Origin of the sequence: Ancylobacter rudongensis (genome assembly GCF_900100155.1) — a bacterium.
GTDB lineage: Bacteria > Pseudomonadota > Alphaproteobacteria > Rhizobiales > Xanthobacteraceae > Ancylobacter > Ancylobacter rudongensis.
Map to the genome: position 1 here is coordinate 529836 of NZ_FMTP01000003.1, position 22464 is coordinate 552299.

The 22464-nt window shown below is 68.9% G+C and carries 18 protein-coding genes and 2 tRNA genes; 6 read left to right on the top strand and 14 right to left on the bottom strand.

Features of this window, described 5'->3' with window-relative positions:
* Positions 1 to 10: 10 nt before the first annotated feature.
* Genes holA through leuS form a run of 3 tightly spaced genes read right to left on the bottom strand, consistent with a single transcriptional unit; the run spans position 11 to position 4230 of the window.
* A complete protein-coding gene (holA, locus tag BLO63_RS10640) occupies positions 11 to 1036 on the bottom strand; it encodes a DNA polymerase III subunit delta (protein WP_091440083.1) in 1026 nt (341 codons plus the stop codon).
* A 7-nt stretch (positions 1037 to 1043) separates the two neighbouring features.
* On the bottom strand, positions 1044 to 1583 hold the full coding sequence (locus tag BLO63_RS10645; RefSeq protein ID WP_091440086.1) for a hypothetical protein: 540 nt from the start codon (positions 1581 to 1583) through the stop codon (positions 1044 to 1046).
* A 13-nt stretch (positions 1584 to 1596) separates the two neighbouring features.
* On the bottom strand, positions 1597 to 4230 hold the full coding sequence (gene leuS / locus BLO63_RS10650) for a leucine--tRNA ligase (protein WP_091440088.1): 2634 nt from the start codon (positions 4228 to 4230) through the stop codon (positions 1597 to 1599).
* 233 nt (positions 4231 to 4463) lie between these two features.
* On the opposite strand from leuS, the gene BLO63_RS10655 reads away from it, so the two are divergent.
* Positions 4464 to 5177, top strand: coding sequence for a YggS family pyridoxal phosphate-dependent enzyme (locus BLO63_RS10655; RefSeq protein WP_091440092.1), 714 nt, complete (start codon positions 4464 to 4466; stop codon positions 5175 to 5177).
* Between the two features lie 33 nt (positions 5178 to 5210).
* On the opposite strand, the gene BLO63_RS10660 is transcribed toward BLO63_RS10655, so the two are convergent.
* From BLO63_RS10660 to htpX, 5 genes are all read right to left on the bottom strand, one after another.
* Positions 5211 to 6269 (bottom strand): acyltransferase family protein, encoded by a 1059-nt coding sequence (locus BLO63_RS10660; RefSeq protein WP_162841801.1) that lies wholly within the window; start codon positions 6267 to 6269, stop codon positions 5211 to 5213.
* Positions 6270 to 6405: 136 nt separating this feature from the next.
* Positions 6406 to 7302 (bottom strand): LysR family transcriptional regulator, encoded by an 897-nt coding sequence (locus BLO63_RS10665; RefSeq protein ID WP_091440097.1) that lies wholly within the window; start codon positions 7300 to 7302, stop codon positions 6406 to 6408.
* Positions 7303 to 7321: 19 nt separating this feature from the next.
* Positions 7322 to 8359 (bottom strand): YeiH family protein, encoded by a 1038-nt coding sequence (locus BLO63_RS10670; RefSeq protein WP_091440100.1) that lies wholly within the window; start codon positions 8357 to 8359, stop codon positions 7322 to 7324.
* 1286 nt (positions 8360 to 9645) lie between these two features.
* Positions 9646 to 9721, bottom strand: a tRNA-Thr gene (locus BLO63_RS10675).
* A 133-nt stretch (positions 9722 to 9854) separates the two neighbouring features.
* A complete protein-coding gene (htpX, locus tag BLO63_RS10680) occupies positions 9855 to 10841 on the bottom strand; it encodes a zinc metalloprotease HtpX (RefSeq protein WP_205409305.1) in 987 nt (328 codons plus the stop codon).
* A gap of 196 nt (positions 10842 to 11037) precedes the next feature.
* Between htpX and BLO63_RS10685 the strand changes: the two genes are divergently transcribed.
* Positions 11038 to 11286 (top strand): DUF1674 domain-containing protein, encoded by a 249-nt coding sequence (locus BLO63_RS10685; RefSeq protein WP_091440107.1) that lies wholly within the window; start codon positions 11038 to 11040, stop codon positions 11284 to 11286.
* A gap of 11 nt (positions 11287 to 11297) precedes the next feature.
* Here the strand turns inward: BLO63_RS10685 and arfB are convergent, their stop codons facing one another.
* From arfB to BLO63_RS10700, 3 genes are read right to left on the bottom strand one after another with little or no spacing between them, the layout of a single operon-like run.
* Positions 11298 to 11726, bottom strand: a complete 429-nt coding sequence (arfB, locus tag BLO63_RS10690) for an alternative ribosome rescue aminoacyl-tRNA hydrolase ArfB (protein ID WP_091440109.1) — start codon at positions 11724 to 11726, stop codon at positions 11298 to 11300.
* Entirely contained in the window at positions 11723 to 12208 is a 486-nt protein-coding gene (locus BLO63_RS10695) for a cyclic nucleotide-binding domain-containing protein (RefSeq protein WP_091440112.1), read from the bottom strand. Before BLO63_RS10695 ends, arfB begins: the two co-directional genes overlap by 4 nt.
* Before the next feature lie 42 nt (positions 12209 to 12250).
* Entirely contained in the window at positions 12251 to 12937 is a 687-nt protein-coding gene (locus BLO63_RS10700) for a response regulator transcription factor (protein ID WP_091440114.1), read from the bottom strand.
* Positions 12938 to 13118: 181 nt separating this feature from the next.
* On the opposite strand from BLO63_RS10700, the gene BLO63_RS10705 reads away from it, so the two are divergent.
* The 4 genes from BLO63_RS10705 to BLO63_RS10725 all read left to right on the top strand — a co-directional run bounded on the left by BLO63_RS10705 (position 13119) and on the right by BLO63_RS10725 (position 15355).
* Positions 13119 to 13715 carry a L,D-transpeptidase family protein gene (locus BLO63_RS10705; protein ID WP_091440422.1) on the top strand — a complete coding sequence of 199 codons (597 nt, stop codon included), beginning with the start codon at positions 13119 to 13121 and terminating at the stop codon, positions 13713 to 13715.
* Positions 13716 to 14305: 590 nt separating this feature from the next.
* The gene (locus BLO63_RS10715) at positions 14306 to 14623 is read left to right on the top strand and encodes a hypothetical protein (protein WP_091440118.1); all 318 of its coding nucleotides are present in this window, start codon (positions 14306 to 14308) and stop codon (positions 14621 to 14623) included.
* Between the two features lie 44 nt (positions 14624 to 14667).
* The gene (locus tag BLO63_RS10720; RefSeq protein ID WP_091440121.1) at positions 14668 to 15132 is read left to right on the top strand and encodes a hypothetical protein; all 465 of its coding nucleotides are present in this window, start codon (positions 14668 to 14670) and stop codon (positions 15130 to 15132) included.
* A 137-nt stretch (positions 15133 to 15269) separates the two neighbouring features.
* Positions 15270 to 15355: transfer RNA gene (locus tag BLO63_RS10725), tRNA-Leu, on the top strand.
* A gap of 67 nt (positions 15356 to 15422) precedes the next feature.
* Here BLO63_RS10725 and cysN read toward each other — a convergent pair.
* From cysN to BLO63_RS10740, 3 genes are all read right to left on the bottom strand, one after another.
* On the bottom strand, positions 15423 to 17318 hold the full coding sequence (gene cysN, locus BLO63_RS10730) for a sulfate adenylyltransferase subunit CysN (protein ID WP_091440123.1): 1896 nt from the start codon (positions 17316 to 17318) through the stop codon (positions 15423 to 15425).
* A complete protein-coding gene (cysD, locus tag BLO63_RS10735; protein ID WP_091440126.1) occupies positions 17318 to 18211 on the bottom strand; it encodes a sulfate adenylyltransferase subunit CysD in 894 nt (297 codons plus the stop codon). The genes cysN and cysD overlap by 1 nt, the downstream gene beginning before the upstream one ends.
* 308 nt (positions 18212 to 18519) lie before the next feature.
* Entirely contained in the window at positions 18520 to 22386 is a 3867-nt protein-coding gene (locus BLO63_RS10740) for an autotransporter domain-containing protein (protein WP_091440128.1), read from the bottom strand.
* Between the last annotated feature and the right edge of the window lie 78 nt (positions 22387 to 22464).

The following is a 22464-nucleotide window of genomic DNA, read 5'->3' on the forward strand; positions in this document are numbered from 1 at the left end:
CGTCCGGACCTCAGCCCCGCTTCGCCTGTCCCGCCACCTGCAGCAGCGCCCGCTCGGCGATCGCCGGGCCCAGCGCCGCGTTGCGCCGGGCGGCGAGCAGCGCGTCGTCGAGCGCGAACAGCGCCGCCTCCAGCCGGGCGACGCTCCAGCCGCGCAGCGCTTTTTCCACGAACGGCTTGCGGCGGAAATGGATCGCCGGCCGAGCGCCGTCCAGCGCCCGCTCGACATTGCCGCCGGCCTCGATGGAAAGGCGCATCTGGTGCAGCGCCTGCGCGGTGCGGCACACCGCGCCCAGCACGATATCGGCCCGCATGCCCTCGCCGGTCGCCTTGGCGAAGGCGCTCGCCATGTCAGCCGGCTGGCCGGCGAAGGTGGCGTCGGCAATCTCGTCCAGCGCCAGGCTTGAGGCGTCGCCGACAATGGCGCGCACATGGGCGCTGGTGATGCGCGGCTCGCCGGTGGCGTAGAGCAGCAATTTGGCGATTTCGCCGCGCGAGGCCATGCGGTCGCCGCCGAGCAGGGCGAGCAACTCGCCGCGCGCGTCGCGGTCCAGCGCCATGCCGGCCTCCGCCGTCATGGAATCGACCAGCCGGGCGAGATCGCGCTCGCTATCGGCATAGCAGGCGATGGCCAGCGCGTGCGGCGAGGCCTCGCACAGCGCCCGCAGGCCCATGCCGCGCTTGAGGTCGCCGGCCTCGATGACGATGATCGCCTGTTCCGGCGGCGCCGCCAGCAGCGCCTCGACCGCCGGAACGACGTTTTTGGAACCGGCCCGCAGCGAGACCACCCGCCGGCCGCCGAACAGCGCCATCGTGCCGGCCTCGTCGACCAGCCGGCCGGGATCGCCTGAGATCTCGTCGCCGTCGAGCCGGACAATGCCGAACGGGTCGTCGGAGCCGGCGCTGGCGCGGGCGAGATAAGCGCGGGCGCGCTCGCGCACCAGCCCGCTATCGGGCCCGAACAGCAGCACCACGGGGCGCAGCGGATCGAGGCGGCTCAGCGTCGCCTCGACATCGCCCGGCCGGACAGCGACCATGGCCGGTTCAGCTCTTGGGCGCGCGGGTCAGGAAATAGGAGGCGAGCTGGCTCTTGATCGTCTCGGCGACCACCGAGGCGGAGCGGTTCTCGGCGTCGCGAATGGCGCGGGCGCGGGCGAAGCGCTGATAGCCGCTGTCCAGCGAGGCCTTGCCGGTGGCGGTGCCGACGCGCAGCGGCGTCTTGGTGTTGCCGGCCTCATAGAGCTGCCATTTGACATCGACCGAGACGATCTCGACCTCCGGCAGGCCGGTGAGCGGGCTGACGACGGAAGCCTCGGCGGTCTTGCTGCTCACGTCGAGGATGAGGCGATAAGGGGCGCCCACCGGGTTTCCGGCGCCGCCCGTCAGCGCGAAGATCAGGTCGTTGCGCACCTCGTCGGCGACCCGGCCGGTGGCGAAGACCACCTCGATCTCGCTGAAGCTCTGCTGCAGCACCGAGCCCTGGCCCGGGCTCGTCTCGGCATACATGGGCTGGAAGCAGCCGGCCGCAGACAGGGCAAGCAGTCCCGCCCCGGCGAGACCAAGCAGGCGGCGGCGTGCGGGCATCGTGTTCCTCCGGTCAGGCGACGACATTCACAATCCTTTGCGGCACAACGATGATACGCTTCGGGGCGCGCCCGTCGAGTGCCTGCGCGATGAGATCGAGCGCGAGCACCGCCTTCTCCACCTCGGCGGGGCTGGCCGCCTTCGGCACCACGATCTCGCCGCGCCGCTTGCCGTTGATCTGAATCGGCAGCGTAACGGTATCGTCGACCAGCAGCTCGTCCTCGACCTGCGGCCAGCCGGCCTCGGCCATCAGCCCGCTGCCGGCCAGCACCAGCCGGCATTCCTCGGCCAGATGCGGCACCATCGGCGCCACCACGGCGGTGAGGAAGGTGGCAGCCTCGCGCAGCGCGAAAGCAAGGTCGGGCGCCACCGGGCCCGCCGCCGCGCCGGTACGGGCGCCGGTGAGCGATTCGGCGAACACATTGGCGAAGGCGTGCACCCGCGCCACCGCGACGTTGAAGCGAAGGCGCTCGATATCCTCCGCCACCTGAGCTGCCAGCCGGTGGGAGGCGCGGCGCAGGGCAATCGATTCGGCACCGAAATCAGCCGGCCGCGTCACCTCTTCCGGCGCCAGCGCCACGGTGTCGCCCACCAGCCGCCACAGCCGCTGGACGAAGCGCCAGGCGCCCTCGATGCCGGCGCTGGTCCATTCGCTGTCGCGCTCGGGCGGGGTGTCGGCGAGCATGAACCAGCGGGCGCAGTCGACGCCATAGGTGTCGGCGACGATCTCCGGCGGCACCACGTTCTTCTTCGACTTCGACATCTTCTCCGGCGCGCCGATGGTCACGGGCTCACCCGTGCCCACCTTCACCGGCCGGCCCTCGCCGTCGCGCTCGACCTCCTCGGGGAACAGCCAGCGGCCTTCCGCGTCCTTGTAGGTCTCGTGGACGATCATGCCTTGGGTGAACAGCCCGGCGAAGGGCTCGGCCACGGAGACGCGGCCGAGCTTCTTCAGCGTGCGGATGAAGAAGCGGGAATAGAGCAGGTGCAGGATCGCGTGCTCGATGCCGCCAATATACTGGTCGACCGGCAGCCAATGGTCGGCGGCGCCCTTCTGCAGCGGCGCTGTGCCGGGCTCGGCGGCGAAGCGGGCGAAGTACCAGGACGAATCGACGAACGTGTCCATGGTGTCGGTCTCGCGCCGGGCCGGCGCGCCGCACTGCGGGCAGTTCACATGCTTCCAGCTCGGGTGCCGGTCCAGCGGGTTGCCCGGCTGGTCGAAGGTCACGTCCTCCGGCAGCTGCACGGGCAGCTGGTCCTCGGGCACCGGCACCGGGCCGCAGGAATCGCAATGGATGATCGGGATCGGGCAGCCCCAATAGCGCTGGCGCGAAATGCCCCAGTCGCGCAGCCGGTAGTTCACCGCCCGCTCGCCCACCGGCGCGTTGCCGAGAATCTCGTTCTCCAGCCGCAGCGCCACCTTCTCCTTCGCCGCCGGCACCGTGAGGCCGTCGAGGAAGCCAGAATTGAACAGCGTGCCCTCGCCCTCATAGGGCGCCTCCGCCACCGAGAAGCTGGCGGGGTCGACATCGGGCGGCAGAACGACCGGGGTGATCGGCAGGGCGTATTTGCGGGCGAAGTCGTGGTCGCGCTGGTCATGCGCCGGGCAGCCGAAAATGGCGCCGGTGCCGTAGTCCATCAGCACGAAATTGGCGACATAGACCGGCAGGTCCGGTCCGCCGAGCGGGTGGCGCACCTTCAGCCCGGTGTCGAAGCCCATCTTTTCCTGGGTCTCGATCTCGGCGGTGGAGGTGCCGCCGCGCCGGCATTCCTCGACAAAGCTCGCCAGGGCCGGGTTCGCCGCCGCGAGCTTCTCGGTCAGCGGATGGCCGGGGGAGAGTGCGAGGAAGGCGGCGCCGAACAGCGTGTCCGGCCGGGTGGTGTAGACCTTGATCGCGGCGGGCAGGTTCTCGGCGACCCCGGCGGGCGCATCCGCCAGCACGAAGCGCACATGCAGGCCCTCGGAGCGGCCGATCCAGTTGCGCTGCATCAGGCGCACCTTGTCGGGCCAGCGCTCCAGCGTGTCGAGCCCGGCCAGCAGCTCCTCCGAGGCGTCGGAAATGCGGAAGAACCATTGCGCCAGCTTGCGCCGCTCCACCAGCGCGCCCGAGCGCCAGCCGCGGCCGTCGATCACCTGCTCATTGGCGAGCACGGTGTTGTCGACCGGGTCCCAATTGACCTCGCTCTCGCGGCGATAGGCGAAGCCGCCCTTGAGGAAGTCGAGGAAGATGCGCTGCTGCTCGCCATAATAGGAGACGTCGCAGGTGGCGATCTCGCGCGACCAGTCGAGCGAGAGGCCGAGCAGCTTCAGCTGCTCGCGCATGGTGGCGATGTTCTCGTAGGTCCACTTGCCCGGATGGGTCTTGCGCTCGATGGCGGCGTTTTCCGCCGGCAGGCCGAACGCATCCCAGCCCATGGGGTGGAGGACGTTGAAGCCCTTCATCCGCTTGAAGCGCGCCACCACGTCGCCCATCACATAATTGCGGCCATGGCCGATATGGATGCGCCCCGACGGGTAGGGAAACATTTCGAGCACATAGTATTTGGGACGCGGATCGTCGTTGCGGGTGCGGTAGATGCCGCGTTCGTCCCAGATCTTCTGCCAGCGGGGCTCGGCCTCGCGGGCGTTGTAGCGCTCGGTGCTCATGGACAGGCTTCTTGGATCGGCAAACATCTGACAAAGGGGCGTGAACCTTCAGGAAAAAGGTTCACGGATGGCGCCGGACTAGGCACCAAACCGCGTTCCTGGTCAACCTTTTCGCTGCATTGCGGGGAAGGGCGGGCGCGGCAGAGGCGGCCCGGCGCTTTTCCCCCGCGCCCGCATTCCCGCGCGGGCGCGATTGGCGTATCGAGGGCGGCGGGATCAGCAGGAGAGCCAGGATGGAGCCGGACCGGACCGAGGACGTCATTGCGCAGGAGCTCGCGGCCCGCGAGGTCACCGCACGTTTCGTCGAGGTGCGCGCGCGCATCGCCCAGGCCTGCGAGGATGCCGGGCGCGATCGCGCCAGCGTCCAGCTGGTCGCCGTCTCCAAGACCTTCGGGGCCGAGCACATCGCGCCCGTCATCAAAGCCGGCCAGCGCGTCTTCGGCGAGAACCGGGTGCAGGAGACGGCGGGCAAATGGCCGGCGCTGCGCGCGGCCCATCCCGATCTCGAACTGCATCTGATCGGCCCGCTGCAGACCAACAAGGTGCGCGAGGCGCTCAGCCTTTTCGATGTGATCCAGACGCTGGACCGCCCGTCTCTCGCCGCCGCGCTGGCGAAGGAGCTGCGCCGCGAGGGCGCCGCGCCCGCGCCGCGCCTGCTGGTGCAGGTCAATACCGGCGAGGAGCCGCAAAAGGCCGGCGTCGCCCCCGGCGAGGTCGATGCCTTCCTCGCCGAATGCCGCGACACGCACGGGCTGGCGATCGACGGGCTGATGTGCATTCCCCCGGCCGACGAGCCGGCCGCGCCGCATTTCGCCCTGCTGGCCAAGATCGCCGCCCGCCACGGGCTGAAGACGCTCTCCATGGGCATGAGCGGCGATTTCGAGACCGCCATCGCGCTGGGGGCGACCCATGTGCGGGTCGGCAGCGCCATTTTCGGCGGCCGCTAGATCATTTGAGCGGACCGGGTTCCGGGGGGCAGCCTAGGCGGCGACGGTCCGCCGCCGGCGCACCAATGCCCGGCCCATCTCGATGCCGGGCTTCTCGATATAGGTGAAGCTCAGCCATGCCAGCGGCAGGGTCAGCCCGCACACCGCGACGATGAAGGCGAGGCCCTCGGCAAAGGGGTGCACGAGCCCCATGACGATCGGGTGCAGCAGGTACACCGAAAAGCTGATCCGCCCGAGAAACAGGAGGCCCTGCCCGATCCAGGAGGGCGGCGACGCCAGCTTGATGCGGAACAGCGCGACGAAGAACAGCAGCGAGGCGAGCGCCCAGGGCATCAGCGCATGGTGCAGCTTGATGTTGGGGTGGGAGAAATGCCCGAACGCCACCCAGTTCGCCACCATCATCAGCCCCACGAACACGCCGCACGACACCAGGATCTCGCGGCGCCCGATCTCCCCGCCGGCGAAGCGGAAGCACTGCATGCCGATAAGGGCGGCGTAGAGCATGCCGATCCGGCCGAAGGGCAGGCGGATCTCCAGCAGAAGCGACAGCGCGATCAGCCCCACCATGCCGATCGGATAGGCAAGGCTGAGCAACCGCAGCCCCCGGCGGCCCAGCAGGAAGAAGCTCAGCCCGAACAGCGTGTACCAGGCGAATTCGATCGGCAGCGTCCAGGTCACGCCGAGCAGGGCGGGCACCCGGACGAAATCCTGCAGCAGCAAAAGGTTGGCCAGCCACACATACCACGGGGCGTCGGCGGGCGGCAGCGCGCCCAGCAGCATCAGCGCCGCCAGCAGGGCGAAGGCGAACAAGGTGAGCGGGTAGATCCGGAACACCCGCCGCAGCGCGTAGGCCCGCCAGTCCGAGACTCCCCGGACGGAGAGCGGGATGACGAAGCCGCTGATGAGGAAGAACAGCACGACGCCGAACACGCCGGGCGCCAGTTCCAGCAGGTACCACAGCCCCGGCAGGCCGGAGGATTCCGCCACATGCTGCACCACCACGGCGCTCGCCGCGATGCCGCGCAGCACGTCGACAATGTCGATGCGGACCTCGCCGCGGCCGGCGGGTTGACTGCGTTCCTGCGCGTTCAAATCGTTCTGCCCCCGCCCGCGACCGCCCGCATGCCCAATCGAGGGCCGCCGCGCGTCCATTGTGCCGCGTCGCGCCGGGCGGCGCCACGCCGATCTGCGCGGGGAGGCGGCGTTTTCCCGGGCCCCGGCACGGCCGTCAGCCGGCGCTTTCGGGCGCCGCCGTCGCCAGGTCGAGAAAGGCCTGCGCCGCCTTGGTGGCGTAGCGCTCGCGGTGGCGCAGCGAGAGGAAGGGGCGCGAGGGCAGGGGGTAGTCGATCAGCGCCATGGTGCCGGCGCGGATCGCCTCCTCCACCACGCGGCGCGAGATCACCGTCACCCCGCTGCCCGCCTCCACCGCCGCCCGCACCGCCTCATTGGAGGGATATTCCAGCACGACGCGCAGCGCGCCGGGGGCGAGGCCGGTCTCTTGCAGATAGGATTCGAAAATGGCCCGGGTGCCCGAGCCCGGCTCGCGCAGCACCCACGGGCCGTCGGCCAGCTCGGCCGGGGAGGTGGGCGCGCGCCAGTGCCAGGGATGCGTCACCGGCGCCACCAGCACCATCTCGTCATCGGCGACGGGCGCGGCCACCAGCACCGGCGCCTCGACCTCGCCCTCGATGAAGCCGAGATCGGCGGCGCCGTCCTGCACCCGTGCGGCGACGAAATCGGTGTTGCCGATGACGAGGCTCACCGCGACGCCGGGATAGCGGCGGCGGTAGCGCTCGATCAGCGGCGGCAGCCAGTAATTGGCGACCGTCTGGCTCCCCGCCAGCGCCAGCGCGCCGTGCACCAGCCCGGCAAGGTCAGCCAGCACCTTCTCGGCGGCGCTGGCGCGGGCGAGCACGGCGCGCGCTTCCGGCAGGAACAGCCGCCCCGCCTCGGTGAGCACGATGCCCCGGCCGACCCGGTCGAACAGCCGTGTCGCGTGGCGCGCCTCCAGCGCCGCGATCGCCGCGCTGGTGGCCGAGGGGGTGAGATGGATGTCGCGCGCGCCTTGCGTGATGTGTTCACGCTCCGCCACGGCGACGAAGATGCGCAGCTGCTCCAGGGTCATCCACCGTCCTCGGCCTCGCTCAGGCGGTCATCTTTACCAGAGCGAGGCTGAACAGGGCGATGAAGACGAAGCCGGCCAGGCCGAGCAGGAACGGCCGCAGCCCCTTGGCGCGCAGCTTGGCGATGTCGGTTTCCAGCCCCATCGCCGCCAGCGCCATGGAGAGCATGAAGGTGGTGGCCAGCACCAGCGCGGCCTTCATCTCCGCCGGCATCGTCACCACGCTGTTCAGCCCCACCATGGCGAGAAAGCCGAGCACGAACCACGGCATGGGCGGGCGGGCGCGGCTGGCGCCGTGGCCGTGCCGGGTGGCGCGGCGGGCGGCGACGAGCCCGAGCCCGATCACCATCGGCGCCAGCAGCATCACGCGGGAGAGCTTGGCGATGGTGCCGAACTCGCCGGCCGCCGGCCCGCCCTGATAGGCGGCGGCCACCACCTGGGCGATCTCGTGGATCGAGGCGCCGGCCCAAAGCCCATAGGCATGCGGCGAGAGGCCGAGCACGACAGGAAGCAGCGGATAGAGGAACATCGCCACCGAGCCGAACACGGTGACGCAGGCCACCGCATAGGCGACATCCTCGTCCGGGGCGCGCGTCACCGTATTGGTGGCGATCACCGCCGAGGCGCCGCAGATCGAGGTGCCGGCGGCGATCAGCTCGGCCAGCCCGCGCTCGACCCCGATCAGCCGGCCGAGCCAGGTGATGAAGAGGAAGGTGGCGACCAGGGTGAGGGCGATCACCGCGATGCCGGTCGCGCCCACTTCGGCGATCTGCGCGGCGGTGAGCTGCAGGCCCAGCAGCACGATGGCGGCGCGCAGAATGCGGCGCATGGCAAACGCCACGCCGGGCTTGGCCCGCGCCGGCGTGCCGATGAGATTGTGGAAGCCGATGCCGATCATGATGGCGAGGATCATCGGGCTCAGCACCCCGACCATCGGCAGCTGGCGCAGGCCGAAGGCGAGGCCGGCAATGCCCGCCGTCAGCGCGAGGCCGGGCAGGATCGCGGTGGGGCGCGCCTTCGCCACCCTGTGGCCCTCGGCCATTTCGACATGCGCGACCATGATACGTCTCCATTCCGGCAACGTCCTCTGATCGCAGGCGATGATCGTTCGATCCAGCGCATTATATCGCACAAATCATTCGATAAAATCGGAGAGTTGAACGCGTCGCCGCTGTCATCCCATGAGCGACGAAGGTCAGGCTTGGCACTGACCATTGGCGGCGAGGGCGGTCTGGGGCGCGGTCAATGCCCGGCGCTGACCCGCGACGTGCCTCTCCCCGTGGGGGAGAGGTGGCCCGCGAAGCGGGTCGGTGAGGGGGGCGCCGGGGCGGAGGGACAAAGCCCCTCACCCCAACCCTCTCCCCCAGGGGGAGAGGGAGAAGGATGCGGCCTGCCATGAGGGCTGAAAGGTATCGAAGCGCGCTGCCGTGTCCCGGACGCCTGCAGCGGTAGCGGAAGGCGATCCGGGACCCAGCGCCAAGCTCTTCGGCTCTTTACCGAACAGGGGAGCGCGGCTCCCGGTACCCTTGGCCCCGGAGCGGCGCCGCGCTGCGCGCGGCTGGTCCGGGGAACGGGGTTGTGCAGCGGAAATACACGTACGAGCGAAGGGCCGAGCCCTCATGGCCGGGCGTGACCCGGCCACCCAGGCTTGCCTCCGCACCGGTGCGCAAACTGGGTTCCCCGGTCACGCCCGGGGATGAGGGCGCGCGTATGGCCAGTCGCTCCCCGGAAAGACCCGCCGCGCGTCGCGGAGAAGGGCGTGCGGCCGAGAGGGCGGGGCGTGTGGCGCGAGTTAGGCGCGCGCGGCGAGGAGGAAGCGCATGCGGCGGGGAGTGAGGGCGCGCGGTATCCTTCAGCCCGTCCCACCCGTTCCCCCCCTCATGGCCGGGCTTGACCCGGCCACCCAGGCTTGGACTGAGAGGCAGCGAGACGGCTGGATCCTCGGGTCAGGCCCGGGGATGAGGGTGTGCGTGTGGTCCGCCGCGCTCCACTGAAAGACGAGCCGCGCGTCGCGCAGAAGGGGCATGCGGCGGCGAGGGAAAGCCTGCAGCGGCGCGTGCGACAGCCATCAGCCCGTCCCACCCGTTCCCCCTCATGGCCGGGCTTGACCCGGCCACCCAGGCTTGGACTGAGAGGCAGCGAGACGGCTGGATCCCCTGGTCAGGCCCGGCGATGAGGGCGGCTCTGCTTCACGTCCGGCCTCCTCTGCTAGAGGGCACGGCAGGAGACACGGACAGCGGCGGGACACGGCGGCACGAAACGGCGGCGATGCCGATAGGGCGCGAGTCTACTACGGGGAAGGGCTTGGCGGCCATAAGGCGCCAGAACGGCGCGGAGGCGGAGGAATGGTGCCGCTTGTCAGACTCGAACTGACGACCTCCGCATTACGAATGCGATGCTCTACCAACTGAGCTAAAGCGGCACGCGCGGCTCTGATAGCTGCGAAGCGCGGCTTTTTCAAGCGGCGCGGCGGCCTCAGGCGCGCGCATTGCCGGCGAAAGTGACTCCGCCGGCCCCTGCCGGTCTTTTCTGCCAAGCCCGGCGACAGCCTCGCTTCAGCCCCAGGGGCCGCGCCGCTCGCCGCCACCGCTGCGCCCCCAGGGATTGCCCGGCCGGCGACTGGCCGGCCGCGCCGCGCCGGAGCCCGCCCACGGCCCGCCCTGCGGCGCGGCGGCAGAGGGATAACCGCCGCTGGCGCCCATCTGCTGCGCCAGCGCCTGCAGCGCGGCGATGCGGTTCTCGGTGGCGGGGTGGGTGGAGAACAGGCTGTCCATCCGCTCGCCCGAGAGCGGGTTGATGATAAACATGTGCGCGGTGGCCGGGTTGTGCTCGGCCGGCATGTTCGGCACGGCGTGCGCCGCATTGGAAATCTTCGCCAGCGCCGAGGCGAGCCACATGGGCTGGCCGCAGATCTGCGCACCGAGCTTGTCGGCCTCATATTCGCGCGAGCGCGACACCGCCATCTGCACCACCATGGCGGCGAGCGGGGCGAGGATCATCATCGCGATGGTGCCGATCACGCCGAAGCCGCTGTTGTTGTTGCGGTTGCCGCCAAAGATCATGGCGAAATTGGCCAGCATCGAGATCGCCCCCGCCAGCGTGGCGGTGATGGTCATGGTCAGCGTGTCGTAGTTCTTCACATGCGCCAGCTCATGCGCCATGACGCCGGCGACTTCCTCGCGCGACAGCGAATTGAGCAGCCCCGTGGTGGCGGCGACCGCCGCGTTTTGCGGGTTGCGGCCGGTGGCGAAGGCGTTGGGCTGCGGGTTGTCCATGATGTAGACGCGTGGCATCGGCAGCTGCGCCCGCGCGGCCAGCTCCTCCACCATGGCGTAATAGTCAGGCGCGCTGGCACGGTCGACCTCGCGGGCGCCGTACATGGAGAGCACCATCCGGTCGGAATTCCAGTAGCTGAACACATTCATGCCGGCCGCCACCAGCAGCGCGATCAGCATGCCGCCCTGGCCGCCGATCATGAAGCCGACGCCCATGAACAGCGCTGTCATGCCCGCGAGCAGGATCGCCGTACGGAAATAGTTCATCATTGCCTCATCCGCCGCAGGTTGCGGCCTGTCGGTGGGGAAAATGGGATGGGTCCGGCGGCCGCGCAAGATTGGAGCGCGGCGGCAAGGGGAGTGTCACGGCGGGCGATCCGGCGCATGTGAGCGGCCCGCGCGTCGCGCGCTCGTGAGCGGGCCTGTCTTGACGCGGGCGGGCGGCGGGTGGTTCCAATAGCGCATGAGCCAGATCGATCCGATCGCACCGACACTCCACCCAACCGGCCTCACCGGCCCGTCCGATGGCGCCGATGCGCCGGCCCCGCGCCGGCCGCTCACACCTGCCGCCGAGCGGGCGCTGGCCGAGGCCGCCGCCCGCCGCGCCGCTGCGGCCCCGGTGGCCGGGCCTAGGGAAATCGACGGCCGAAACGGGCCCGAGCCGGTGCGCTATGGCGACTGGGAAGTGAAGGGAATAGCGACGGATTTCTAAGGGGTTAGCGCCTATTCGTCCGGCGCGCCCGGCCGGTCGCGGCGCAGTGATTTGACCCCCGCCCGCTTGGCCTTGCCCTCCAGCCGGCGGATCTTCGAGCCCAGAGTCGGCCGGGTCGGGCGGCGGGTAATCGGCACGATTGCCGCCTCGCGCACCAGTTCCACCAGCCGGGCCAGCGCATCGGCGCGATTCTGCTCCTGCGTCCGGTAGCGCTGCGCCACCAGAACCAGCACGCCGTCCTTGGTCAGGCGCCGCCCGGCGAGGCGGGACAAGCGCTCTTTTACGTGGTCTGCCAAGGTCTTGGAGCCGCGCACGTCGAAGCGCAGCTGCACCGCGCTCGACACTTTGTTAACGTTCTGGCCGCCCGGACCGGAGGCGCGAATGAAGGTTTCCTCGATCTCGTCCTCGTCGAGCCAGACCCGGGGCGTGACCGGAATCATGGCCGCCGCACGTCCTCGATCGCCTCCAGCCGCTCCCGCACGCGGTCCAGATCGGCCAGCGTCGCCGCCACCCGCTCGCTCAACCGCTGCGTCAGCTCGCGGGCGGCGTCAGGATAGCTCTCCAGCGTGCGCAGGAAGACGTTGCGGGGAATGCGCAAAACCTCCGCCGGCTCCAGCGCGGTGGCGGTGGCGGGCCGCCGCGTCTCGGTCAGCAACGCCATTTCGCCGATCAGCGCGCCTTCGCCGACGCGCGCGCTCTGGCCCGGCCGCGCCGCCAGATGCGGGTCGTCCGGCGCGATCGCCAGGCTGCCGTCCTGCACCACATAGGCGCAATCGGCCGGCTCCCCCTCGTGGAAAAGCACCTGCCCGCGCGCCAGCGCGAAATGCTCGACGCTGATGGCGATGACGCGCAGAGCCTCACGCCCCATCAATGCGAGCGTCGGCACACGTTCCAGAAAGGCGATGTCGTCCTCGATGGACATTCGGCGGGCGAAACTCCAAGGCAGGACGAATCAATCGGCCTGTCAGGGCAGCAATTTGTACCCCCCAGCCTCGGTGGCAAGCAGGCTGGGGTGGGACGGGTCCTTCTCAATCTTCTGGCGCAGGCGATATATATGCGTCTCAAGGGTATGAGTCGTCACGCCCGAATTATAGCCCCAGACTTCCTGCAGCAGTATTTCGCGCGCCACCGGCTTCTTTCCAGCCCGGTAGAGGTATCGAAGTATGGCGGTCTCTTTCTCGGTGAGCCGAATCTTCGAATTGCGCTCGGTCACCAGCATCTTGGCACCGGGCCGGAACGTGTAGGGTCCGATGGTGAAGACCGCGTCCTCGCTCGCTTCATGCGAGCGCATCTGAGCGCGGATGCGGGCGAGCAGCACGGCGAAGCGGAACGGCTTGGCCACGTAGTCATTGGCGCCGGCTTCCAGCCCCATGATGGTGTCGCTGTCGGTATCGTGGCCGGTGAGCATGATCACCGGCGCCTTGAAGCCGTTCTGCCGCATCACGCGCACCGCTTCGCGCCCATCCTTGTCCGGCAGGCCGACATCCATCAGCACGAGATCGACCCGCGTCGTCTCCACCTCGCTGATGGCGGCATTGGCGCTGTCGACCGACACCACCTCGAATTCGTCATAGAGCGAGAGCTGTTCGACCAGCGCCTCGCGCAGGTCCTTGTCGTCATCGACCACCAAAACTCGCAGAGCGTTCGCCATATCGCTTTCCCGAATATCCGCGTTCCCGAGAGGCCGCTGGCCGAAGCCCTTGTTCCTGGCGCCTCGCGCGTCCACTCTCACGCAAGGCTGGAGTGAAATGCCGTATGTCCCGAGTAGGCAGGCGAAACGCATTCGGCAAGCGTTGAGCACTTGCGAGACGAAGGTGCTGCCGGTTCGTGACGTGATCGTGAACGGAAATGGCGTGAAGAAGAAGACCCTTCGCACAGAAACGCACGGGAAATCCCGCTTTGCCTCCCGCCTGCGTGTCGCCATGCGGCCGGCCGGTCACCTCCACGGACGCCAGCGCGGCTACCTCATCCTCGATGGACGCCTGATCCCCGTCGCCTTGGGACGCACCGGCATTCGCGCGGACAAGCGCGAAGGCGACGGCGCCACGCCACGGGGAACCTGGCATGCGCGCGAGGTTCGCTACCGGGCCGATCGCGGCCCGCGCCCGATTACCGGCCTGCCGGTGCTCCGCACTCGCCGCGGGGATGGCTGGTGCGACGATCCCCGCGACGGGCGCTACAACCGCCCGGTAAGCCTGCCGATGCGCGCCTCGCATGAGGAGATGTGGCGGGATGACGGGCTCTACGATCTGGTCGTCGTGCTCGACCACAACAGCCGACCCCGCCGTTCCCGGCGCGGCTCCGCGGTCTTTCTGCACATTGCCCGGGGGACCTTTGAACCTACGGCGGGCTGCGTCGCTTTTCGGCCCACGGATCTTCGGCGCCTGCTGGCGCGGCTTAGCCCGAAGACGGCCATCGAGATCAAATAGACGAACGGCCGCGACGGAAGTGGCTTCCGTCGCGGCCGGCGTCATCCCGTTCGCACCAATCTGGCTGGATCAGGCGCTAACGGTAGACATACCAGCAGCGGCGCACCGGTCGGCCCCACCTGTCCCGCCGCACGGCGCAAACCCGCCGACGCCGGCGCCGACGGTGACGCCGACCCGGGGGCACGCCGGGAGGGCCCCACTGAGTCGTATCGACAGGGGTGCCATCGGGCGTGTGGCCCGCCGGCCCCGCGCCGGGCGGGGCCTCGGGGGCGATATCCTTGAGCTGGTCCAGGACCATTGCCTGGGCGGGCGTGAGCAGCGTCCCGATGGCGACGCCCGCTCCCAACGCCCCGGCAAGGCCGAGTAAAAAGCCTCGTCTGTCCATGTCGTTCTCCACTCTTCCACCCCGTGCGCGCCACGATGGGCTGCCGGCCCGGATCAACGCAGCGCGGGGCAGATGGTTCGCCGACCATGGACAGGGTGGACGGCAATCGCGGCGCCCGCGCGGCGGCACGACGACGGCCGTATCGGCACTTGCCGGCTGCGGGGGCGCGCGCGATAGTCAACGAAGCGAATCGCAGAGGTCGGACATGACAGTCTTCGGCACCAAGGTCTTGAAGTGGATGATGCGCGCGGCGCTCGCCGTCGCCGTCGCCCTGCCTCTGCTGGCGGTGAGCCCGCCCGCTCAGGCGAGCAATTCGACCGGGGCGCTGATTGGCGGCCTGGTGGCCGGCGCGCTGGTGGGATCGGTCGTCACGTCCGCCGTAAACCAGCCGAAGACCTATTATTATGCGCCGCCCCCGCCGCCCCCGCCGGCCTATTACCCGCCGCCGCCGCCCCGGCCGGTCTACGGCCCGGGCTATTGCGGCGCGCCGCCCTACCCGCCATGCCGCACGCCGGTCTATTGAGACGCATCGTTCCGTTCCTTCCGGTCACGCACCAGGGCACTCCCATGCTGAAGACGGCCGCTACCGCGCTCTGCCTTATCCTTGGCCTCGCCGCCGCACAGGCACAGGATGCTTCCGGCGCCACCTCCGGGCCTTCCGCCGCCGTGCCGCCGCCGGCCCCGTCGGACGACGCGCTTCCGGCTCCGATCGCCTGCACCTTCGAGAAGGTGTTCGTCTGCGAGGCGTCGGGCTGCAATCCCTCTCAGGAACTCGGCACGATCGACCTGCCCGCGCGCTTCCTGATCCATTTCGGCGAGCAGATCATCGCCAGCGTCTCGGATGACGACCTTCCGCATATCAGCTCGATCCAGAGCGTGATCGGCGATGGCGACACGCTGATCCTGGACGGCAATGACAACATGGCCGCCTGGGCGATCGAGCTGTCTCCGTCCAAGCCGGAGGCGACGCTGACGACGCTGGCGGGCGGAAAGGTGCTGACCGCCTTCGGCACCTGCAAGCCGGCATCCTGAAGGCTCACGGCGGCACTTCATCCGGCCGCCCATGACGAAGATCGCCAAGGGCCGCTTTCGGAAGCGGCCCTTCCGCCTTGAAAAGCCGGCTTTTCACTTGGCGGCGCGGTTCATTTCGTTATAGAGAACCGCACCGCGCGGGCGTGGCGGAATGGTAGACGCGACGGACTCAAAATCCGTTTCTGGTGACAGAGTGTCGGTTCGAGTCCGACCGCCCGCACCAGCCCCCGACCTCGGGACGCCGCCCTTCCCGAGAGATGACGCCCCGCCTCGGGGCGTCGGGGCTCCCATCAGCCGAGATACCCGTTCTGCAGCAGAAACGCGAAGATGCGCTCGGCCGCCGCCTCGGCGGCGAGGGCGCCGCTTTCGATGGTGATCTCGGGGTCGAGCGGTGGCTCGTAGGGGCTGTCGATGCCGGTGAAGTTCTGGATCAGGCCGGCGCGGGCCCGCTTGTAGAGCCCCTTCACATCCCGCTCCTCCGCGACGGCCAGCGGGGTGTCGACGAAGATCTCGATGAACTCCCCGGCCTCCAGAAGCTCCCGTGCCATCTGCCGTTCGGCGCGGAAAGGCGAGATGAAGGAAACCAGCACGATCAATCCGGCATCCACCATCAGCCGGGCCACTTCCGCCACGCGGCGGATGTTCTCCACGCGGTCGGCATCAGTGAAGCCGAGGTCCTTGTTGAGGCCATGGCGCACATTGTCGCCATCGAGCAGGTAGGTGTGCCTGCCCAGCGCGTTGAGGCGCTTCTCGACAAGGTTGGCGATGGTGGACTTGCCCGCGCCGGAGAGGCCGGTGAACCACAGGACGGCCGGCTTCTGCTGCTTGAGCCCGGACCGGCTCGCCTTGGAGACGTCCAGAGCCTGCCAATGCACATTGGTCGCCCGCCGCAGGCCGAAGTCGACCATGCCGGCACCGACCGTCTGGTTGGTCATGCGGTCGATGACGATGAAGGCCCCGGTCTGGGGAATTTCGGCGAACGGATCGAGGGCGATGGGATCGTGGGTGGCGATGTTGACGACGGCCACATCGTTCAGCGCCAGCGTCTTGGCGGCGAGCTTCTGGAAGCTGTTCACGTCGACGCGGTGCTTGATCTCCGTCACCGACATCACGACGGTGCGTGTCCCGATCTTCATCAGATAGGGCCGGCCGGGCAGGAGGGAATCCTCATGCATCCAAATCAGGTGCGCGGCGAACTGGTCGGAAACGTCCGGCCGGGCATTCGCCGCCGCGATCACGTCGCCGCGTGAGGCGTCGATTTCGTCTTCCAGGGTGAGGGTCACGGCCTGGCCCGCACCGGCCTGCGGCAGCTCGCCATCGGCGGTGACGATCGAGGCGACGCGCGAGGTCGCGCCGGAACCGGCCACGACCACCGCTTCGCCGACCCGCACCGTGCCGGACGCGACCGTGCCGGAAAAGCCGCGGAAATTCAGGTTGGGACGGTTCACCCACTGCACCGGCAGGCGGAACGGGCGCGTCTGCGCCACGCTTTCCACGTCCAGCGTGTCCAGATGATCCAGCAGCGAGGGGCCCTCATACCAGGGCGTGTGGACGCTGCGGGCGATGACATTGTCGCCGTGGCGGGCGGAGATCGGGATCGGCACGAGGGTGCGGAAACCGAATTCCGCGGCGAAGGCGCGGTAGTCGGCGACGATCTGATCGAAGACGGACTGGGAATAGTCCATGAGGTCGATCTTGTTCACCGCCAGCACCACATCCTTCAGCCCCAGCAGCGAGACGATGAAGGAATGGCGGCGCGTCTGGGTGAGGATGCCCTTGCGGGCATCGACCAGGATCACGGCGACATCGGAATTCGAGGCGCCGGTCGCCATGTTGCGGGTGTACTGTTCATGGCCGGGCGTGTCGGCAACGATGAACTTGCGCCGTTCGGTGGCGAAGAAGCGGTATGCGACGTCGATGGTGATGCCCTGTTCGCGCTCGGCGGCCAGCCCGTCGACCAGCAGCGCGAAGTCGAGCTCATCTCCCGTGGTGCCGTGCTTGCGCGAATCGGAGGCGAGCGTCGCCAGCTGGTCCTCGAAGAGCAGCTTGGTGTCGTAGAGCAGGCGGCCGATGAGGGTTGACTTTCCGTCATCCACGCTGCCGCAGGTCAGGAAGCGCAGCAGGCCCTTGGCCTCATGCCGCGCGAGATAGTCGGCGGCACTGACGGGCGCGATTGCCTCGGTCATCAGAAATATCCCTCGCGCTTCTTCTTTTCCATCGAGGCGGCCTCGTCATGGTCGATGAGGCGGCCGGCGCGCTCCGAGGTGCGCGCCAGAAGCATCTCGCCGACAATCGCCTCCAGCGTGTCGGCGTCGCTCTCGATGGCGGCGGTCAGGGGATAGCAGCCCAGCGTGCGGAAACGCACGCGCTTCATCAGCGGCACCTCGCCGGGCGCCAGCGGAAGACGCTCATCGTCCACCATGATCAGCTGGCCGTCACGTTCCACCACCGGCCGCTCGGCGGCGAGATAAAGCGGCACGATAGGGATGTTCTCGGCCAAGATGTATTGCCAGATGTCGAGCTCGGTCCAGTTGGAGAGCGGAAACACCCGGATCGATTCACCCGGCCGGATGCGGGCATTATAGAGGTTCCACAGTTCGGGGCGCTGGCTCTTCGGGTCCCAGCCATGATTGGCGGTGCGGAAGGAGAACACCCGCTCCTTGGCGCGGCTCTTCTCCTCGTCGCGCCGCGCCCCGCCAAAGGCGGCGTCGAAGCCGTGCAGCGTCAGCGCCTCCTTCAGCGCTTCGGTCTTCATCACATGGGTGTAGAGCGAGGAGCCATGGTCGAACGGGTTGATGCCCTTGGCGACGCCGTCCTGGTTGGTGTGTACGAGCAATTTGAAGCCGAGACGCGCTGCCATCGCGTCGCGGAAGGCGATCATCTCGCGAAATTTCCACGTCGTGTCGATGTGCATCAGCGGAAAGGGCGGCAGTGAGGGATAAAACGCCTTAGCTGCTAGATGCAGCATGACGGCGGAATCTTTGCCGATCGAATAGAGCATCACCGGGTTGGCGAATTCGGCTGCCACCTCCCGCATGATGAAGATGGATTCCGCTTCCAGACGCCTAAGGTGCGTCATCCGTTCTGACGACATCAAATCCGCCTATCTCTCAAGACTTTCCGTCGCCCGGCCCGGTGAGCGCATGACGATTTTTCCGCCCGTGGCGCCGGCGGGCCACGCCCGTCCGTCGACGAGAACGATGCCTGAGCCGCCTCTCGCGGCACGGCGCGGAACGCGTGCCAGATGGACGGGCTGAGACAATCCTCATGCCGCCGTTCTTAGACAGGCGGAAAGGCGGGGTCAATATCTCACAGGGATCAATCGGAAACTCGAAAATGTACAAGACAAGGTCGTGTTTTATTCCGACTTCCAGATCTAGGTCCTGCTTAGAAGCGCCAGCTCAGGCCGGCCTCAAAACCGTTGTCGACGAGGCCTGAGCCGAAGGCACCGGTATAGGACACAGCGAGCTCTGCGGTTGAGGACAGCGGCAGCGACAGGCCGCCCTCCAGCACCAGCACATCCTCCGCGACCGGCACGCCGAGCACGGAGAAGGGGGCGCCGCCGGCAAAGCCAAGAATGGCCTGCGGATCCGTGTCGCCGAAGGCGTGGCGCCATCCGGCCATCCCGGTCAGGTGACCCTGAACGGCACCCATCGAGGCATCGGCCGATGCGCGAAGTCCCAGCGTGGTGAAGGTCACCCCGGCGTCTCCTGTCGCGCCCGAAAGCGCCGCCACTCCTCCGCTCTCGCTGAAGCCGCCATTGGAGACGTTGACATAGGCCAGGCCGGCAAAGGGCTCCAGCTCGGCCGAACCGATCGCCAGCCGCCAGCCGGCTTCCAGAAATGCCTGCGCCGTGTGGCCGTCATAGGTGCCGCTCAGGCGTTCGGCGAAACCGGGAAAGGCGATCTGCCGCGTGGTATCCACCTCCTGGTAAGTGTAGGCCGCGCCGAGACGGAGGGCCAGATCGCCAAACTGGCCGCCGCCATAGAGCCCCGCATGCACATCGTCGCTCTCAGCGGAGGTACCGCCCGAAGCGAGACGGTAGCGGCTCTGTCCATAGCCGGCAAAGCCACCGATCCGGAAGCTGTCGCCGATGGTGCGATCAGCGCCAATGACGAAGCCGCCGATCGTGCGGTCGAACCCGGCTGCGTTGCCATCGCCGTCGAAGGTGCCCCACGACCCATAGGCCTGGCCCCAAAACGCCGCGGCCGGGTCAGCGAAGGCCTGCTGCAGCCGGCCGAGCACGGCGTCACGCACGAAGCGGCTGTCTTCGAGCGCGGCGCTTTGGGCGCTGGCATAGAGATCGCCCGACAGCTGGTCGAAGGCGAGACGGGCGGCGGAATCGGACATTTGCGAGCCGACCGCCTCGCGCAAGAAGCTTGCACCGGGCAGCCCGTCCAGCGCCGCCGCGGTGGCCAACTGGTTCGGCGACCAGGCGGCGGCGGTGAAGGCGCGATCCTGTATCACGTCGAGATACACTGCCGTATCGTCCGCGCTGCCCTCCACTGCATAAAAGGTCGAGATCGAGGTATCGCCCACCAGCATATAGCTGCCGGTGAGGCCGCCGTCGGCGGTGAGCACGGTGAAACGTGTGCCGACAGGCGTGACGCCGCCGAGACCACCGACGCTGAGCTGCGCGCCGTCCGCGATGCTGGCGGTGCCGCCGACGGCAATGAGGTCAGCCCGGCCGCCCGCAACCTCCACGGCGTAAAGCGCACCCGCCGCCTGATCGAAATCGCCGGCCACGGTCAACGTTCCGACCGAGGTGCCCGGTGCCACCGTGGCACCCGAGGCGAGGCCAAGCGCGCCGACGCTGCCCGTTCCGGCCAGCACGGCGCCTTCCGCCACGCTGACGGCCCCGCCGAGCGACCCTGCCAGCGCCAGCGTGCCGGCCTCGATATTGGTCGCACCGGTGAAGGCGCTGGCGTCGCCGGCATAGGTCAGCATGCCGCTTCCGGTCTTCACCAGCGTTCCACTGCCGCTCAGCGTACTGCCGAGCCGGCCGGTCTCGGTCTGGTCGAGCACCAGCGTTCCCTCATTGACGATCGCCCCGCTGCCGAAGCTTGACGCCGATCCGATCAGGGTCCCGTCGTGGATGGTGGTGGTGCCGGTGTGGGTGTTGAGGCCGGTCAGGGTGGTGAGGCCGGCATAGGCATCAATCGTCAGCGCCCCGGAGAGGTCGGCGGCGATCAGGGTCTCGTCCGTGTGGTTCAGCACCAGCTGCGCGCTGGCGCCCTCCTGCACGGTGAGCGTCCCGGCCTGCAGCGTTCCCGCCGCCGTTGCCGCATCACCCGCTGCGGCGCCGACAATGATGACGGCGGAGATGCCGGCATTGCCGTCCTGATCGGTATCGCCGACCCAGACACGATCGGCGACCACGGTTCCGCCGTCGGAAAGGGTCAGTACGCTCGGCGTCACCCCGCCAAGCGCGAGGATGCTGCCGGCCTCCAGCCGCGACCCGCTGCCGGTCACGGTGATTTCGGACGTGCCGCCGAGGGCGTCGACGAAGGAGGCGACGACGCGCCCGCCATTCTCGACCTCAAGCGTGCCGCGCCCGCCCTCGCTGGCGATCGACAGCTCTCCCCCGACGGTCCAGCTCGAACCAGTGCCCGCGATACTGACGAAGCCGTCGGAACCGGGGCCGGCGCCCAGCGCCGTGGCGCCGGTGACGAGCGTTCCGCCGGCCTCGACCACCACCTCGCCGCTGCCGCCGAAGCCGACATAGAACGTGTCGGCGACCGTGAGCGAAGCGCCGGCGCCGATGCCGATGGCGCCGTGGCTCTGCGCCTGATAGCCCACCACCGCGACAGTGGCGCGGACCGAGGCGCCATCGCCGATTCCGAGTTCACCGTCGCCGCCATCGCCGACATACAGCGCGCCGTCGACGTTCCAGCTGGAGGCGTTGCCGGAGAGGTCGACAATGCCGATCGTGCCGAAGTAAGCGCCGATCACGCCATCGCCGGAACGTAGCGAGGCGCCATCCGTCACGCTCAGCGAGCCATAGCCGCCATAGCCGACGGCAACCGCCTGCGAGGCGGTCCAGCTGGAGCCCGGCCCGGTGATCTCGACCCGCGCCGGGTCAAAGAGATCGACGCCGACCAGAAGCTGCGCACTCGTGGCGGTGGCGCCATCAAAGACGGAGACGGTGCCGCCGGTCTCGACGCGGACCGTGCCGCGGCTGTCCCAGCGTGAGCCCTCGCCCCCGACCTCCACAAGGCCGGTCGAAAATTCGTCGCCGACTACGGCGTTGCCATTGGAGACCTGGCCGCCGTCGCTGATCGCCAGGGTTCCTTGCCCGCCTTCCGTCGCCACTGTGAGGTCGCCGGCGATCTCCCAGAGCGATCCGGCGCCCTGCACGGCGGCTTGCCCGTTACTGTTGGCGTTGCCGATCAGAGCGCTGGTGGCGGTAACGACGCCGCCCGAGGCCACCACCAGCGAGCCCGCGCCCAGCGCGCCGACGGTGAGGGCGCCGTCGACGTCCCAGCGCGAGCCCACGCCGTCCACGGTGACATTGCCGGTTGCCGCACTGACGCCGTCGCCGATGTTGGCATGGCCCGAGGTCATCGCCGCCCCGTCGAGAATCGAGACGCTGCCATTGGTGCCGATGGCGAGGGAGCCCTCGACCCGGAACGCCGAGCCGGCACCGCTGACCAGGACCTCGCCGCTGGGTGACAGCAGGCCGGCCACCACCGTGTCGCCGGTGGTGACGACGCCGCCATCCGCGATCGTCAGCCGGCCGGATCCCAGCCCGCCCAGCGCCAGGCTGCCTTCATTGCGCCATTGCGAGCCGATGCCCGTGACCTCGACCGAGCCGGTGGCGTTGGAGCCGGCCACGCCAAAGCTGGCGTCGGCGGAGGTGAGAAGCCCGCCTTGCTCCACCACGAGACTGGCATCGGCGTCAATGGCCACGGAGAGGGTACCGGCCGTGTCCCAACGGGAGCCGGCGCCCGCTATCAGCACCTGCCCCGCTGCCGCCTGTCCCACCGTGCCAGTTGCGCCGGAAACGGAGGCGCCGGCCAGAACGTTCAGCGTGCCGTCGCCGCTGGCGCCGACGACAACGGCCCCAGCGTTGGACAGCGCGGTACCGGGGTCGGTAACGGTCAGGGTTCCCGCCATCCCGGCAAGACCGATGCGCGTAGTGTCATAGGAAGGGGTGGCGCCCTGGTCGATCTGGACCGCGCCGGTGACGTTGAGCTCCTGCGCGCGTGCAGGAGCTGCGACGAGGCACAGGGTCGGCAGGGAGATGGCGGCCATCAGGGCGCTCTTTGCGCCGATACGACCAGCGTGAAGGCTCGTTCGCCCTGCGCGTGCGGGCCTCGTCTCGTCCCTGCC

Excerpts from the sequence above, each read along its gene's own strand:
- BLO63_RS10700 (WP_091440114.1), bottom strand. The coding sequence starts at position 12,937 with ATGGCGAACGCTCTGCGAGTTTTGGTGGTCGATGACGACAAGGACCTG.
- cysN (WP_091440123.1), bottom strand. The coding sequence starts at position 17,318 with ATGACCGAGGCAATCGCGCCCGTCAGTGCCGCCGACTATCTCGCGCGG.
- BLO63_RS10695 (WP_091440112.1), bottom strand. The coding sequence starts at position 12,208 with ATGTCCATCGAGGACGACATCGCCTTTCTGGAACGTGTGCCGACGCTC.
- arfB (WP_091440109.1), bottom strand. The coding sequence starts at position 11,726 with ATGATTCCGGTCACGCCCCGGGTCTGGCTCGACGAGGACGAGATCGAG.
- leuS (WP_091440088.1), bottom strand. The coding sequence starts at position 4,230 with ATGAGCACCGAGCGCTACAACGCCCGCGAGGCCGAGCCCCGCTGGCAG.
- BLO63_RS10685 (WP_091440107.1), top strand. The coding sequence starts at position 11,038 with ATGAGCCAGATCGATCCGATCGCACCGACACTCCACCCAACCGGCCTC.
- BLO63_RS10720 (WP_091440121.1), top strand. The coding sequence starts at position 14,668 with ATGCTGAAGACGGCCGCTACCGCGCTCTGCCTTATCCTTGGCCTCGCC.
- BLO63_RS10645 (WP_091440086.1), bottom strand. The coding sequence starts at position 1,583 with ATGCCCGCACGCCGCCGCCTGCTTGGTCTCGCCGGGGCGGGACTGCTT.
- BLO63_RS10740 (WP_091440128.1), bottom strand. The coding sequence starts at position 22,386 with ATGGCCGCCATCTCCCTGCCGACCCTGTGCCTCGTCGCAGCTCCTGCA.
- holA (WP_091440083.1), bottom strand. The coding sequence starts at position 1,036 with ATGGTCGCTGTCCGGCCGGGCGATGTCGAGGCGACGCTGAGCCGCCTC.
- BLO63_RS10670 (WP_091440100.1), bottom strand. The coding sequence starts at position 8,359 with ATGGTCGCGCATGTCGAAATGGCCGAGGGCCACAGGGTGGCGAAGGCG.
- BLO63_RS10665 (WP_091440097.1), bottom strand. The coding sequence starts at position 7,302 with ATGACCCTGGAGCAGCTGCGCATCTTCGTCGCCGTGGCGGAGCGTGAA.
- BLO63_RS10715 (WP_091440118.1), top strand. The coding sequence starts at position 14,306 with ATGACAGTCTTCGGCACCAAGGTCTTGAAGTGGATGATGCGCGCGGCG.
- cysD (WP_091440126.1), bottom strand. The coding sequence starts at position 18,211 with ATGACGCACCTTAGGCGTCTGGAAGCGGAATCCATCTTCATCATGCGG.
- htpX (WP_205409305.1), bottom strand. The coding sequence starts at position 10,841 with ATGAACTATTTCCGTACGGCGATCCTGCTCGCGGGCATGACAGCGCTG.
- BLO63_RS10655 (WP_091440092.1), top strand. The coding sequence starts at position 4,464 with ATGGAGCCGGACCGGACCGAGGACGTCATTGCGCAGGAGCTCGCGGCC.